Raw genomic sequence first — 15,558 nt, 5'->3', positions numbered from 1 at the left:
TCGGCAGCCAATCTCAATTTACAATCGCGATCAGCGGCGCGGCAAGCAGTGGCGCAAGCGACACGAAATCACGGAACAAACGACGCTGCGGAGAATCACCGACAACAACTACATCATTGGCATAGATTGGCGGATCATTGTAATTCCCGCGGCGAATAGCGTCAATATTATAAAGCCCGGCCATCTTTTTGCCGTTCACGGTGCGCAGAATAACAACATCGTCTTGCTTGGCGAATTCAGCCAGCCCCTTGGCCGAGGCGATTGCGCGCAAGAGCGTCATCTGGTTGGTAACTGGGTAAAGTCCGGGCTCGATCACTTGGCCATCAATAGTAACGACTTGGCTAACCGAGCTCTTAATGTTTACGGTAACGTCCGGGTTGCGGACGTAGCGGCCGCGCAACGCGGCTTCCACTGCGCTTGCCAGCTCGCTCGCGGTCTTACCGCGTGCATCAATCGTGCCGATCAACGGCATGGAAATGCGCCCGCTGGAATCGACCTGCATTTCACGGCTGAGGTCGGGCACGTTGAACACATCGACTTGGATCGTATCGAGCGGCCCGATCAGCGACGGTCGATCGGCGGCGGTCAGATCATTACGATCCGGCGCTGGCAGCGTTGCCTCGTTCTGGACCACGGTAAGCTGCGACGACGAACGCAATGGCTCGCGTCCGCCGCAGGCAGACAAGACAACGGCCATCAACAAAACGGCACAAAATTTACGCATGCGTGTGGGGTGTCCAGACCGACAAAGGGGCTGCCTGGCTATAGATGCTGGCTTTTGCGCGGTAAAGCCGAGCGAAGGGAGCGACTTTCCCCAACACCCGCATCCGCGCCGGCCCCCGAATGGAGCCATGTCGCCGCAATCACAAGCACTGCCATGATCATTGGGGTGCGCGCCGGATAATCAACGGCGCTGGCTGCCAGCACCAATAGGATGATCGCTGAGCCGAGCCGGGGCAGCATGTCCGTGCGCGAACCTGCCCGCCACGCGTTCACGCTGGCCCATGCCCACCATCCGATCGCGGCCAGCAGCAGCAATGCGCCAGGCAGGCCCGCTTCCAGCACAATCTCAAGAAAATCATTGTGCGCGTGATTGAAATAGGTCGGCTTTAACAGCGCAAACGGCTCATGGATGCGGAACAGCGGATCAAAGCCACCAAGACCGCTGCCGATCGGAAAATACGTCCTGATCATCGAAAGAACCGTCGGCAGACCGCGGCGGCGCATGTCCTGGGCAGCATCCATCGTCAGCGCCCGATTGATCGACACTGCCCGGTCCGCCGAGATACTCAATACGACAAACAGTGCCAGCACCGTCACAATCGCGACGATCAACGCAGGGAATACCCAGCGCGGCGCATGGCTCATTGACCGCCTGATCGATCGCCCGGTGATGAGTGCAGCAAAACCGAGTGCCAAAATGCCGAGCAGAATGCCCGCCCGCGACCCACTGGCCAGAATGGTGAGCGCAAATAGCAGCACCAGGCCTAGTGCCGTCGGCCCACGCCATTCGGGCCGACGTCCCCCCGCATAGGCCCATGCCGGTGCGACGAGGCAGCCGATCGCCATAAAAAGCGCGAAGTGATTACGATTGGCAAAGCTCCCGCTCACCTGCCCCGGCGTGTCGTTCACCAGGGGATTGTTGAAGGAAGCGCCGGAGAATTGCAGCAGGCCAATCAGCATTGATGCCGTGATCAGCGCGAGCAAGGTGGCAGGAAGCCAACGACGTTCGGCATCCTTCATTGCGGCCAGGAGCAGCAGAACAGTGATCGGCACGATCAGCGAGAGGGCGGCATTAATCGCCCCACTCGGCACGATCGCCCATGGTCGCCAGGGCTGCGCCTGACCAGACGCCGCAGCCGCCTCTGCAAACAGCGCGCGTCCCGGCAATGCGAGCCATAACGATGGCGGCAATGGCACCGCCTGCAGCAACGCAAGCACCAGCATGGCACCAAGGAGATAAAGCAACGGCCGCGCCTCCCCGAGCCGCAGCGGCCGGCCAGCCAGAATAAGGGTGATCAGCAGCAGCCAACAAATGCCCTGCATCAGCGGCTGAGCCAGCACGTCGGGTCGTGACGCCCCGCCGGCCAACCACAGCCCGGCAGCAAGAATGGCGAACAGCACAACGGCAAGGCCCGGCCTTGGGACCGAGGGGGAACGGACCGACATAACAGCCCTGATAGACGAGCAGGCCGACGGGCGAAAGCCGAAGCGGGGCGAGCCGTTGACCTGGCCAGGGGCCTTGTCTAGCGCGCCTGCCCATCTGATCGGGCTCGACGCATATCATACGGGTTAGTTGTTAATGCTGAACAGTGCGAAGCAGCGCCGGGGGCCGAACGGCTCACGCAAAATAACGGTGATGTCGAACGCCGCGAATACGTTGATCCGGTTTCGTGGGCACCTGCTCGAATTGCTGGTTCGGCGCGGGCACGATGTTCATGTGCTAGCCCCCGAATATGACGCCGAGCAGGCGCAGCACCTGAAAGACATGGGCGTTACCGCCCACACCTATCATATCGACCGTGCCGGGCAGAACCCGCTGTCCGATCTGCGCACGCTGCGCGATCTGACGCGCTGGTTCCGGCGTGAAAAGCCCGACGTCAGCCTGACGTTTTTCATCAAGCCCAATATCTATGGCGGGCTCGCCGCAGCCTTGGCGCGCGTGCCGCGTCGCATCGGCATGGTGGAGGGCCTTGGCTATCTGTTCATCTCGAGCGGCCCCGACGGGCTGGCCAAGCGGGCATCGCGAACCCTGGCCATATCCTTGCTGCGCGCATCGTTCGCACGCGCGCATCGTGTCATCTTCCTCAACCCGGATGACCGCGCGGAATTCGTCGAGCGGCGGATCGTTGCGCAGGACCGCACCATGCTGCTTGGTGGCATCGGCGTGGATCTCGACGAATTCGCCGACACCCCCGTGCCGGGCGGCCCGCCCTCGTTTCTGCTGATCGCGCGCATGCTACGGGAAAAGGGCGTGCTCGAATTCGTCGAAGCGGCCGGCGTGCTGAAGCGCGAGTTCCCCGAGGCGCGCTTTCGCCTGGTCGGCGGGCTCGACCCCAGTCCCGGCGGAATTTCCGCCGATCAGATGCGCGGCTTTGCCGCCACGGGCGCGGTGGAATGGTCGGGCGAGCTGCCCGACGTGCGCGCCGCGATCGCGGAAACGCGCGTCTATGTTCTCCCCTCCTACCGCGAAGGCGTGCCGCGCAGCACGCAGGAGGCGATGGCGATGGGCCGCGCGGTTGTCACATCGGACGTACCGGGATGCCGCGAGACGGTGGTCCCTGGCGTCAATGGTTTCTTCGTGACCGCGCGCGACGCACAAAGCCTGGCGGACGCGATGCGCCGCTTTTGCACCGACCCCGACCTTGCCGTTCCGATGGGCCGCGAGAGCCGATCGATCGCCGAGGCGAGGTTTGACGTCAAGAAGGTGGACGAACGCCTGTACGCCACGCTGATGGGTGACGATCAGGCGTAGCGCCTGTTGCTTGAGCGGGCGCCGCGCGAGCGGTGACGATACCAGTGTTGGTCGTTCACACGCGGGAACAGCAAACATCTGCTTCCGAATCTTTACCCATTGATACCGTTACCCTTTTCGGCAAGTAGCCGAAACCAAGGGTCGCGACAGACGCGATGGGGGAGTTTGCGAGATGGCCGAAGCCGATACGATTGCGCCTGTTCTGACTTCGCTGACGTTTCCAACTTCCGTGGATGTGACAACAGGCAACAAGACAATCAGCGTATCCGCCAGCGCGACTGACGAAGGGTTGGGTGTCGACTACGTATACATTAGTTTTAAAAGTTCTTGGCAGGGCCAGTACGGCGCCGACAATAACTTAACTATTTTGGATAGCTCAGATAGCTTCTCAGATGGACTATCTACAAGTAGCGAGTTTATTAGCGCCTCGTCGGGCGCCGGAACCTATTACGTGGATTATGCGCGTGTCTGGGATAAGGCCGGTAATTATAAAACATACTATGCGTCCGAACTCGAGACTATGGGTATAAAGACGAGCTTTTCTATTGTTGATCAGAGCCTAGTCGCCACAGCCTTCATCACCGCGCCACCGGTTCTGATGGAAGGCGATGCGAGCGGGGCGATCACGCTGACGTTGAAGGACGTGAGCCAGGTCAGCACGACGGTGTCGATGTCGGTCGTCGCCGATCAGTCGACCGCGATCAATGGCGTCGACGTCAACGTCTCGAACTATCTGGGCAGCTATCAGATCTCCCGTTCGCCGGCCGGAAACTATGAAATTGCGCTGCCATCGGTGGAGGTGCTCGACGATCTTCTTGCCGAAGGGCAGGAGACGATCGCGATCCGCATCACCGCGTCGGGGCAGATCTTCGATACCGGAACGGATAGCACGATCGTGAAGATCGCGATCCGCGACAATGACATTGTGAGCAGCGCGAACGCCGATACCCTGATCGGCACCAGCGGGCGCGACGATCTTAGCGGCCTTGATGGTGATGATACGCTGCGCGGCATGGCGGGCAACGATCGCCTGTTTGGCGGCGCGGGCAACGATCTGCTCGATGGCGGCGCCGGCGCAGACCGGATGACCGGCGGGACGGGCAACGATCGCTACGTCGTGGATTCCGTCGATGATCAGGTCATCGAGCTGCCCGGCGAGGGTCATGACACGGTTTATGCCAGCGTTAGCGTGACGCTGACGGCCGACGTGGAGGATGTGGTCCTCACCGGCACAAGCGCGATCGACGCGACCGGTAATGCGCTGGCCAATACGCTGACTGGCAATGCGGCGGCAAATCGCCTTTCCGGCCTTGGCGGCGATGACGTGCTGATCCCGGGTGGCGGCAACAATGTGGTCGACGGGGGCGAAGGCAACGACCTCATTGTCCTGTCGGGCACCCGCACGAGCTATACCAAGCTGGTCTCGGGCGGGCAGACGTTCCTGGTCGGCGAGGAAGGCGCCCACCGCGTCTCGAACGTCGAGCGTGTCCAGTTCGCCGACACCGTGGCCAGCTGGTCCGACGCGCTCACCCAGGCGAAGGACTTCGACGCCCTGCGCTATGCGGCCAGCAGCCGCGATCTGGCGCTGGCCTTTGGCACCAACGGCAATGCAGCCGCTGCGCACTTTGTGCAGACCGGCTTTGCCGAAGGACGCAGCGCCACCCGGTTTCATGCCCTCGAATATGTCGCCAGCTATGCCGATCTGTCGGGTGCGCTGGGGGCAGATGCGCAGGCGGGCACGAACCATTATCTGCGCTGGGGCGCAGCCGAGGGCCGCGTGTCCACCTTCAACGGGCTGGAATATGTCGCCTCTTATGGTGACCTGATCGGTGCCTATGGCGCCGATGCGGATGCAGGTGCGGCGCATTTCATTCAGTGGGGGCGGGCCGAAGGGCGCACCGAATCCTTTGATGGCCTGCGCTATCTGGCGTCCTATTCCGACCTGCTCTCCGCTTATGGCACCGACACGACAGCGGCGACGACGCATTATGTGCGGTGGGGCTTTGCCGAAGGCCGAACCGCGAATTTCGATGCTCGCGAGTATCTGGCCACCAATATCGATCTGGTCGCCGTTCTCGGCAACAACGAGGCAGCCGCGACCAACCATTATGTCAAGGACGGCTTCAAGGAAGGCCGCATGGCATCGGGGTTTGACGAGGTGGGTTATCTGCTCAGCTACACCGATCTTCAGCAGGCCGAACTGGGCGCCGACGGGGCGCTGCAGCATTGGATCAACTGGGGTATCGGCGAACGTCGGGTCGGCGATACGCTGTTCGGCCGCGAGCAAACGAGCCACGTCCTGAACGACGCGACCAGCGATCAACTGGAAAAGGCGGGCGATCACGACTGGTTCACGCTCGACGTGGACGCAGGCGCGCAGATCGACCTCATGTTCGACAGCGCCGGCATCGACGGCAGGCTTGCCGTTCACGACGCCAGCGGCCTGCTGCTGGCCTTCGCCGATGGTCCGGGCAATGCGGCGGAGATCGATTTCACCGCGTCTGACGCCGGCACCTATTACGTGGTCGTGTCAGGACAGGGCCAGGGCGCATACACGCTGACAGCGGACACCGCGTTCGGCTGATCCACCCTGCAAAGCATCAGCAGTTCCAATCTCGCGCCTGCCACGGCTGGAATTGCTGATGCTTCAGATCTACCTGGATGATCTGCCACGCATCTGTTGATCCGCAAGCTACCGCTTCACACAGGAACCAGCATGACGTTCGTATATTCGCAAAGCGATGTGGACGTTCGCAATGATGCCGACATTACGGGCAATCCTGCTGTTCTGATCACCGGTGACCATGTCACCCTTCGCAATTCCGGCTTTCTGGACGGAAACGATACCGGCACCGTTGTCCAGCTTTCGGGATTTGGCGGCACCTTCATCAACGAAGGCGACGGCAACGTCGGATCAGACTTCTTCCGCTCCACCATTGTCGGCTCCGATCATGCGGACACGATCATCAACGATGGCCGGATCCGTGGCCGCGTCGAGCTTGGTGGTGGCGATGATGTTTATATCGAGCGTCGATCCAGTGCGAATGTGTACTTAGGCGATGGTAACGACCGCTTCGATTTCGTGGCGGACGACCGGTACATCGATATGTACAACCTTTCGCTTCGCCTCGATGGCGGCGCCGGAACAGATACCCTGAACCTTTCTGGTTATGGTCTGAAACTCAGCCCTATCCTGCGCGACTTCGAGGTTTTGAACGTTTCCAGCACCCTGGCCTATCTCAATGGCGTGTCGGGCCTTGATACGATCAATCTGGCGCCGGGCGGTTTCTACGAATTTGCATTCTCCGCCAATCCCGACGTGGATCTGGAATTACGCGCGTCTCTGGCGCTACGCGGCAGTTCGTCGCTACACAGCATCACCGGATCGGAAAGCCAGGAGGAGTTGCGGCTTTCCGGTAACGTGCGGATCGGGGCCGACATCGATCTGGGTGCCGGAGCGGACTTCGTCACGGTGGATTACGGCGATGATGCCGGCGCACCGCAATTTGGCGGAATCGTTGACGCGGGCGCTGGCGCCGATCAGCTCACCTTTGTGAACAGCAGGGATACGTCACTTACCGTAGACCTGACGCAGTTCCGTGGCTTTGAATCCATCCAGGTGCAATCGAATAGCGCAGATGTTGCGCTTCGTGGCACGTCCGACGCCACGACGATATGGTTGTCACCAGACGCCTTTTTCGACTTTGATCTGGTGGCGGTACAAACCGTTATTGCTGCTTTCAGCGGAGAAGCACGCCTTAGCGCTGGCAGCGTAGTTGGCGCGATCACCGGTCCGGGCGACCATTCAGACGTTGTTTCCGATTACCGGCTGTACGTCGTCAACGATGGCCTAGTGCTGGGCGACGCGCGGCTCGGAAATGGTGACGACACCTATGCGGCTTCGGGTGCGGCTAATGGAACCGTGTTCGGTTGCGCGGGTAACGACACACTGCTGGGCAGCCGCGCCTCGGATCGGTTCGATGGCGGCGCAGGCGACGATCGTATGCGCAGCGGTGGTGGGCGAGACATGGTTGATGGTGGCGCGGGTATCGACATTCTCGAGCTGGACGGCCTCCTAAATTCCTACAGTGTTGCCCAGTTCGAGGACACGATCGTCCTCGTTCATGGATACGACACCATACAGGTAACCGGCGTCGAACAGGTCCGCTTCGGCAGCGCGAACACCATCGCTTGGTCAGAGGTGATGTCGAGCGCTTCCGCCTTTGACGGGCTCAGCTATATCGCAAGCTACGCCGATCTGCGGCAGGCCTTTGGCACGGATTCCGCCAAAGGAACCGCTCATTTCGTGGCGTCCGGCATCGGCGAGGGACGCAGCATCGTGTTCAACCCGCTGGAATATGTAGCGAGCTTTGCCGACCTGCGCGCAGCGTTCGGAACGGACGAGAGTGCCGCTACCCGGCATTACATCATCACAGGAGCGAACGAAGGTCGCGTCACCCGCTTCGACGCGCTCGCCTATGTGGCAAGCTATGCCGATCTACGGATGGCTTTTGGAATGGACGAAACAGCCGCTGCCGGGCACTTCATCCGCTGGGGTGCAGCAGAGGGCCGGCAGGCGACGTTCGACGCCTACGGCTATCTCGCGGTCAACCCGATGGTGTTGCAAGCCGTTGGCGCAACCACCGATTCTGCAGCGGCGCATTATATCACGATCGGAGCAGACCAAGGTCTGGCGACCAGCGGTTTCACCGCTCTGCAATACACCGCTTCCTACGCGGATCTTATCCAGGTGTTCGGTACCGACACTGCCGCGGCGACACGCCATTATGTGCAATGGGGCGCAGCCGAGCAGCGTAGCGTGACGTTCGACGCGCTCGCTTATGCGACTGCTAATCCCGACGTGCAGGCGGCATATGGAACGGATGAGGAAGCACTTGCAGGCCACTACATCCGATGGGGCTATTCCGAAGGACGCTCACCGGCGTTTCCAATGGCGCCTTTGCTACCGCTGCTGATGGCAGCAGCGGTTACGAGCTGGCGGGAGGCGAACTAGCGATCGCGCCGGGTGATATGATCGGCGCCTGGCACACTGGTTCCGATCTGCTGGTTTAGCAGCAGGTGCCCGCGCGGATACAAGCTGGCAGAAGCCCGGATAAAATCCAAAGACCTTTCAGACACGGCAAGAATTCTAAAACTGCGGTAGCCTCTGGCCCGATGAAAGAAGATTGTCGGTGATCTGCGTCGTGGCAGCGAGATAATCGGTGCCACGTTCCACCGTCACCAGTCCGCGTGCCGTTTCGTTGTTGCGCAGGTCGTTGCCAACCAGTGCCAGACGTCGGATCCGGCCGGGTCCAAGAAAGATCGGGGCGGAGCCGGGACGGCCGTTGCCGCTGCGCGTGAAGCTGCTGCCCTCCACACGAATATTGTCCCCCTTGTAGATCGCCAGCGCGACACCCTCGCGCCACCCGCATCCGCTAAACCGATCCGCCACACTGGCATCCATCACGCCGCCTGACGGCATGGCGAAACCTAGAAAGCTGCGGCTGCTGTAGCCGGTCCAGCTGTTGTTGCGGAGCGTGACGCCCTTGCCCGAAAAGATGTGAAAGCCGCCATAGCCGCCCTCGCCGATATTGCGTTCAATGACGCATCGCATGGACGGCATGGCGGCATCAGGCTGGCGATTGATCGATACCGTCACATCACCGCCTGTGCCGCGATAGCCGCGAAACCGGTTACCGGCGATCAGGATGTCACGTGGCGGCGCGACCACGTCGGGTACCATGATGGCAACCTGCCCGTAATTGCCGCCACAATCCTGGAAGTCGCAATCGAGTACGCGCAATCGCTCAAGCCGATAGAAGCGGTAAGGCTCGGGTTCGAAATCGATCGGCCCCGGCATGTTCGGCCGGGTGCAGCGGCGGAAACGGCAGCGCTGGATCGTGATGTCGCTGCCGCCTGTCACAGAAATGGCGTTGCGATTGTTGTTATTCACGCCGTCAAACAAGCAATCGCTTACGATCACGTCACGGATGATGCGCGGCTCGCGTGTCACCCGCTGTTTCTCGGCGCCGAGAAACAGCCCGTCACTGGTGAAACCGGCAATCTCGACCCGGTCGATGCGCACGCCCGCGACACCCGACAACCAGATGAGATTCCAATGTTCAACAAAGCCGGTTTCCTTGACCCGGCCTTCAACCCGCAGATCTTGGATCGTGATATCGGTGAGTGTCTGCTGCGCGGTATCGCTCATTGCCACGATAGCGGTACGGGTTCGTGCGTCGGCCGCCCGCAGCACCGATGTGGCCCCATCCCCGGACAGGCGCGTGCCCGAGCGAAGCGCCAGTTCCCGCAGCAGATACGCCCCATCCCGATCCGATCCCTGGCCCGCCGGAAAGTGCACGGGACGGCCGGTTGCAATGGCGCGTTGTGCAGCGGCCGTGTCGTCCCGATCAGCCGATACGCGGAAATCTGGCACGGCAACACTTCCGGCAGGCGTGCTGCACGCGCCCACCGCTGGCATGATCCCGCCAATGGCGGCCAGACCAGCCACGACCCCGCGCCGGGTCCAATATCGCTCCGCGCTGATCATCGTGCCGCTCCTTCTGCCGCGGCACGCAAAGCGTTTAGGACCACCGGTTCCTGCGACGCGAGCGAATAATGCGCTACAACCTTAGCTCGGCCATTTGCCCCCATATACGCGCGCATGCCCGGATCGCGCGACAGCTTTTCAATCGCGGCGATCCAATCCGCTGCATTGCGTGCGGCAAAGCCCTCGTCAGGGGTCACCAGAGTCGCATTAACGCCGACCGGAGACGCTATCACCGGCAGGCCACAGGCCATATATTGAATGAGCTTGTAGCCACACTTGCCACGTTCCCAACGATCATCTGGCACGGGCATAAGTCCCACATCCATTGATTTGATTGCCGGTACCTCGCCTTCCTGCGTCCAGTCCACGGCGTCGACCCCGGCGATCCCTCGCGCCGCAACACCGGCGCCAACGACCAGAAAGCGCGCATCCATCCGCGCCAAGGCCGGAAGCAGCGTTGACAGAAGCGGCTCGACATAGCGCCACGTGGATGGCGAGCCGATCCAGCCAACGGTGAATGGCTGGTTGCTCGGCCGCGTGGTGGCTGGGCGAAAATGGTCGGTATCGACTACGGTCGGCACCACGATGCCCCGCCCGCCCGCGGCCGTGACATAAGCCTGCAGATAGGCATTCCCGCACAGGCAGATGGCCGCACGCCGCATCAATGGCTTCAGCTTGTCGCCAAGCAGACGCCGGACGATGGCTGAGCGATGCGCATCGTACATGTGGAAAACCGCGTCATCGAGATCGTACACGACCGGCGTGCGCGATAAGGCGGGCAACAACCCGTCCAGCAGCGGCAGATACGGGAACAGGTCGTATTGCACCCAAACGGCATCATAGTGGCCGACCGTGCGCAGATCGCCCAGGCGTCGGATATAGGATCGCGCAACGCCGGTGCGCGACTTTGCCCGGCCGTTCATCAGCGCGTCGAGATAGTCGTTGTCCAGCAAAGGTCGCAGGTCCAGGTCAACGCCATGACGCGCCAGGAAGGGTGCGTATTGCAGCATCCGCTGGCGCGTGCTCGCCGCACGTGTGCCGTATTTGGCAAGCGCCAGCACCCGCATGGGCGACCGGCCGGCAGCAGCGGGCTCAGGGATGGACGTCATGCAAAGATGATACCGCCAGCGACCCAGAGATAACCGAGCAATGCCGTCATCAGCGCAACAAAGCCGAAGCCCGGCAGATCACGCCATTCCAGCCGGCTACGACATGCCAGGAAGATCACGGCAATGAACAGTACTTCCTTGCTGCGCTGCGCGATCACCGGGGCATCCGGTAGGAGAGCGATCGGCAGAAGGCTCGCCAGCGTCAGCGTCAGGAACAGCGCATGATACCGGCTGCGCGACTGATAGCCGGCCACGAAATAGCAGCCCAAGGCGGCGATCAGCAGCAGGTTGTTGAACGACAACAGGCTGACGCCTTCAATCTTCGCTTTGTTATCAAGATACGAGGCGCTCAGCGGATTGAGTTGCCCGAGTATATCCTGAAGCAGAAAGCGAAAACGATCCAGGACAGTGGCGCCGGCCAGCAGGACGCCAAGGAGGATCGGCACGATACGTCGATCGCGGAAGACCAGCCCGCCAATGCCGACCAGTGCCAGAAGAATGCTGGAATAATGGAAGCAGAATGCCAGTACGAATAATAATCCTGCCCATGCGTAACGTCGAGCGAGCAGCAGATGGATTGCCCAATAGCCCATAGATAACGATGCGGCAGCGCGATATTGGGTATATTCGTGAATGGGATAGAACAGCACAACGTACAGTATAACTGCTAAAAGCGGGTGACTGAGATACTTACGGAACAACAGAAACTTAACGGCTAGGGAGAACGCAGCAATACTGGAAACTAGCACACCCAGACTGACACCTAACCAATTGCGATATATCCATGCCAGAAAGTGAAAACCCGGCTCGAATCGAGTATCGGTGAACGAGAGCGTGTAGGGAATGGACTCGTAGTAGAGCAGGTACTCTACATAATCGCTGCTGTAGCCAAATTGCAGCCGGCCGGCCGCGAGCGCCAGCAGCGCCCACACCACGACCATGATGCCGTCGGCAAGCGGTCGCGTGCTGACCCGTTCGTCGATATTGATCGCTTCGCTCTGATCGACGGGCGCAGGTTCAGTTAAGGAGGGCGCAGCGATCACGCAGCTGGCTTCCCAGGTGCCGAGGCACGCCGCAACATCCGCTTTGCCGTACGGCGCCAAAGCAGCGCAAAACCATGCAGCGTATCGCGCGCTTCGTTTGCCGAGCGATGTGCTGCGGCGCGTGCTAGCCGCGGTACCGGCTCACCAAACAGCGTTGCCGCTGCCACTGCTGCTGCCGATGCTCCGCCGAAATGCTTGAAAGCGTAAGCGATGCGGCTTTCGAGCACATAGGCCAATCGCTGCGGCTTCACCTGGTCCGACGTCCCACCGCCGCGGTGCATTCCTACCGCCTCAGCCAGGTAATAAATGCTGTACCCCGCCGCATGGACCCGGGCGGAAAGATCGAGATCCTCCAGATAGACGAAGAATCGCTCGTCGAACCCGCAAAGCTGTTCAAACAGATCACGTCGAATGAGGTAAAAAGCACCGATGACATGGTCGACCGGCCGACTGGAAAGATGGTCGAAGTCGGTCGCGTGTAACGTGGTGACACGCGAAGGCAGCAATGCCGTTAATCCGGACGCTGCTGCCAGAAACATGCCGGGCGTCGGGAAGTGCGCGCAGTGCCGCTGCACCGTCCCGTCATCTTCGATCAGCTTGATGCCGCAGACGCCAACCGTGGCGTTCTCGGGCTGCTCCATGAAGCCGATGGCCGTCGACAAGGTTTCCGGCAACAGCGCAGCATCGGGATTGAGAAAAAGGATATACGGCGCTTGTCCGCGTTCCGCGCCGATGTTGCACGCCGCCCCGAACCCCAGATTGGTACCTGTGCGCACGATCTCCAGCGGCACTCCGGCGACCTCCAGCCGATCCGATCCGTCAACCGATCCATTGTCGACGATGACTACCTTGCCGACATGTTCCGCCTGGTGATCGCGCACCGATTCCACACAGCGCCGCAACAGATCGCCCGCGTTCCAATTGACGATCACCACATCGGTGGTTGCCGCGCCGAGGACAGGAGAATGAGGGATTGGCTCACCAGTGCACTCGGTCATCACTTAGCCTTTCGATGCTCATCGAACCGGCGAAAAGTGTTCAAAGCTTGCTCCGCAACGGTTGCCCATGCAAATGGCGCAACCGCCGCCACCCCTCGCTCCGTCCGGTGCGCAGCTTCCGCGGGGTTGGTAGCAATCGTTTCCAACGTATCCGCAATCGCGCTGGCATCGCGGTTAGGAACCAGCCAGGCATTGTCTGCCGTTGCCGGCTCAAATCCCGTTGTCACCAGCGCTACCCCGCTGGCAAGTGCCTCCAGTGCAGGATAATGCGGGGCACCGTGCTGCACGGTGCCGGCCGCGACCAACACGTCGAGCGAGCGGTAGAAAGCCGCCAGTTCAACATCATTGCGCGGCACGACGATCTCCACCGCCTCGTGGCTCCACCCCTCGGGTAGATTGCCGTAAGCGACCCGCAACCGGTGGCGTGGATCCCTAGCATGGAGCTGCGTGAAAGCATCCAGCACATAGCCCGTACCTTTTTGCGGTTCGCTTCGCCCGATACAGCCAATCACCAATGGGTCGCTGGGCTGACGTTCCGATGGAACCCTCGGTGTGAATACCGACAGGTTGATACCAAACGGAACAATCGCAATCGGCCGCACCAGCGCATGGCGATAGATCGCCGCATTGGCGATCTGACGGAATGGCAAGGCGTAGGAGAGCCGAGACGCAAGCCATAGCGCGGGCTTGCGCTCCAGCGCGTAATATTCGGGCTCATACGCCTGAATATAGTAGAATCTCTTGCGCTTTGGCACACCGCCCAGCACCACCGGCCATGTGGTCAGGCTGTGGTTCGCCAGCACCACGTCGTAATTATGATGCAGGCGCCGCATCCCGCCCAGCAACGCCTTTAGATTGCCGGCGCCGGTTGCTCCATAACCGATCGCACCAGGCGCTCTTGCGCCCTTGCCGTCCAGCCAGTGGATGGCCGCCTGTGTCGGGAAATAGGGCGCCTCGCTTGTTGCCGGAACAGCAAAGGCCACATCATGCCCGGCGCGAATCCACGCATTGGCCAGTTCCGAAAGCACCCGATACCCGCCAGCACGACCGAAACCGAGCATCGGTATCAAGATCCGCATGACGGAGGTCGTTTCTGTCATTGCGGCGATCTCCTCAGCAGCCGGGCACGGCGCGCAGGCGTGCCAACGGTCAGCATTGCGACCGCGATCAGATAAACGGCATAGTTCAGAAAATGGGCGGCAGCCACGCCGGGGAAGCCAATCCAGCTGGTGAACATCATGGTGGCCAGCACGAAAACCGCGCCTGCCATGATCTCCGTCACAATGAACGCCATCACCAAGCCGCGGCCGACCATCAGAAACGCAAACAGCCAGGCGGTGATCTTGATCACGTCGCCGGCGAGCTGCCAAGCGAACAATGTCTTCATTGGCCCGAAACTCTCGGAAAACAACAGGCTGATCACGATGTCGCGCGTCAGAAACAAAATCGCCGAGAGGAAGGCCGTTGCCGGAACAACTAGCTGCAACACCCGGCGAAGCTCCAACCGCAACTCAAGCCAATCGCGCAACTCCGCAATTCGAGGCAGGTAATAGAGCGAAAGCGTGGTCGTGATCAGCGACAGATAGATCGTGCTTATCCGCCACATCGCATCCCAATAGCCGGCATATGTCAGGCCAAAGCGCTCAATCAGCAGATCGCGCACCAGCAACTGACTTGCCGGCCCCACCAGCGCCGTGGTGGCGGCCATCAATACATAGCCAGCAAGCCCACGCAGCTCACGGCGATCAATGGCGCCGATCCAGGCGCGCGGCTCAAACCAGTCGCATCGCCGAACCTGCAACAGCGTCACCACGATTACGATACCCTGGTTAACGCTGAGTGCGATCAACGCGCCTAACAGACCATAGAACCAAGCCAACGCACCTGTCGCAACAAGCGACAGCAGCGATCCGGCGATATTGCTGATGACGTACCGGCGCACGTCTTTCAGGCCGTTCAGGATCGCCAGCAACAACGCGTTGAAGCTGATCGGGACGATACTGATCGCCACCCAAATCAGCACGGTTGCGTAGCGCACGTCGCCCAGAAAGGACGCGGCCAATTGCCGGCTGAACGCTGCCGTTACCAGCGCAACAAGGCAGGATGCCAGCAACACGGTGGTTGCCGAGGTGCGCCAAAGACGTCGGCGACGATCAGGATCGTCGTGATATTCCGCCGTCGCCTTGGTGACGCCGGTGTTCACCGCGCCCGTGGCAAAGGTAATCACCACTGTCAGCAGGTTCTGGAATTGCCCGATCAGCGCATAGCCCGCCGGTCCGACAAGCACCGCCAGCACCTTGTTCAGCCCCATCGCCGTTGCAATGCGCACGACCACGGCGACCCCGTTCAGGGCGCTTGTACGGATCAGCGACACGGAACCTGA

At 60.9% G+C, this 15,558-nt stretch carries 11 protein-coding genes; 3 read left to right on the top strand and 8 right to left on the bottom strand.

The window, feature by feature from the left end; all coding sequences use genetic code 11:
* Positions 1-13 precede the first annotated feature (13 nt).
* Together B7L05_RS16480 and B7L05_RS16475 are read right to left on the bottom strand one after the other, a co-directional pair.
* Entirely contained in the window at positions 14-697 is a 684-nt protein-coding gene (locus tag B7L05_RS16480; protein ID WP_256926810.1) for a polysaccharide biosynthesis/export family protein, read from the bottom strand.
* Between the two features lie 65 nt (positions 698-762).
* Positions 763-2,124 carry an O-antigen ligase gene (locus B7L05_RS16475; protein WP_179187256.1) on the bottom strand — a complete coding sequence of 454 codons (1,362 nt, stop codon included), beginning with the start codon at positions 2,122-2,124 and terminating at the stop codon, positions 763-765.
* Between the two features lie 235 nt (positions 2,125-2,359).
* Between B7L05_RS16475 and B7L05_RS16470 the strand changes: the two genes are divergently transcribed.
* The 3 genes from B7L05_RS16470 (at position 2,360) to B7L05_RS16460 (ending at position 8,489) form a co-directional block, all read left to right on the top strand.
* Positions 2,360-3,475: a glycosyltransferase family 4 protein gene (locus tag B7L05_RS16470; RefSeq protein WP_085811388.1), complete on the top strand. Its 1,116-nt coding sequence runs from the start codon at positions 2,360-2,362 to the stop codon at positions 3,473-3,475.
* Between the two features lie 172 nt (positions 3,476-3,647).
* Positions 3,648-6,059, top strand: a complete 2,412-nt coding sequence (locus tag B7L05_RS16465) for a pre-peptidase C-terminal domain-containing protein (RefSeq protein ID WP_085811371.1) — start codon at positions 3,648-3,650, stop codon at positions 6,057-6,059.
* A gap of 132 nt (positions 6,060-6,191) precedes the next feature.
* Positions 6,192-8,489 (top strand): calcium-binding protein, encoded by a 2,298-nt coding sequence (locus B7L05_RS16460; protein WP_085811370.1) that lies wholly within the window; start codon positions 6,192-6,194, stop codon positions 8,487-8,489.
* Between the two features lie 135 nt (positions 8,490-8,624).
* Here the strand turns inward: B7L05_RS16460 and B7L05_RS16455 are convergent, their stop codons facing one another.
* From B7L05_RS16455 to B7L05_RS16430, 6 genes are read right to left on the bottom strand one after another with little or no spacing between them, the layout of a single operon-like run.
* Positions 8,625-10,025, bottom strand: a complete 1,401-nt coding sequence (locus B7L05_RS16455; protein ID WP_085811369.1) for a right-handed parallel beta-helix repeat-containing protein — start codon at positions 10,023-10,025, stop codon at positions 8,625-8,627.
* Complete coding sequence (locus B7L05_RS16450; protein WP_218776040.1) at positions 10,022-11,092, bottom strand: glycosyltransferase family 4 protein; 1,071 nt, start codon at positions 11,090-11,092, stop codon at positions 10,022-10,024. The genes B7L05_RS16455 and B7L05_RS16450 overlap by 4 nt, the downstream gene beginning before the upstream one ends.
* A gap of 38 nt (positions 11,093-11,130) precedes the next feature.
* Positions 11,131-12,177, bottom strand: a complete 1,047-nt coding sequence (locus B7L05_RS16445; protein ID WP_085811367.1) for an EpsG family protein — start codon at positions 12,175-12,177, stop codon at positions 11,131-11,133.
* Entirely contained in the window at positions 12,174-13,175 is a 1,002-nt protein-coding gene (locus tag B7L05_RS16440) for a glycosyltransferase family 2 protein (RefSeq protein ID WP_085811366.1), read from the bottom strand. The genes B7L05_RS16445 and B7L05_RS16440 overlap by 4 nt, the downstream gene beginning before the upstream one ends.
* The gene (locus B7L05_RS16435) at positions 13,175-14,275 is read right to left on the bottom strand and encodes a glycosyltransferase family 4 protein (RefSeq protein WP_085811365.1); all 1,101 of its coding nucleotides are present in this window, start codon (positions 14,273-14,275) and stop codon (positions 13,175-13,177) included. Before B7L05_RS16435 ends, B7L05_RS16440 begins: the two co-directional genes overlap by 1 nt.
* Positions 14,272-15,549 carry an O-antigen translocase gene (locus B7L05_RS16430; RefSeq protein ID WP_085811364.1) on the bottom strand — a complete coding sequence of 426 codons (1,278 nt, stop codon included), beginning with the start codon at positions 15,547-15,549 and terminating at the stop codon, positions 14,272-14,274. The genes B7L05_RS16435 and B7L05_RS16430 overlap by 4 nt, the downstream gene beginning before the upstream one ends.
* Positions 15,550-15,558 lie beyond the last annotated feature (9 nt).

The organism is Sphingomonas sp. TZW2008, assembly GCF_002117915.1.
GTDB lineage: Bacteria > Pseudomonadota > Alphaproteobacteria > Sphingomonadales > Sphingomonadaceae > Sphingomonas.
The sequence above is the reverse complement of the archived record's forward strand: the minus strand, read 5'-3'. Positions and strand labels throughout refer to the sequence as shown.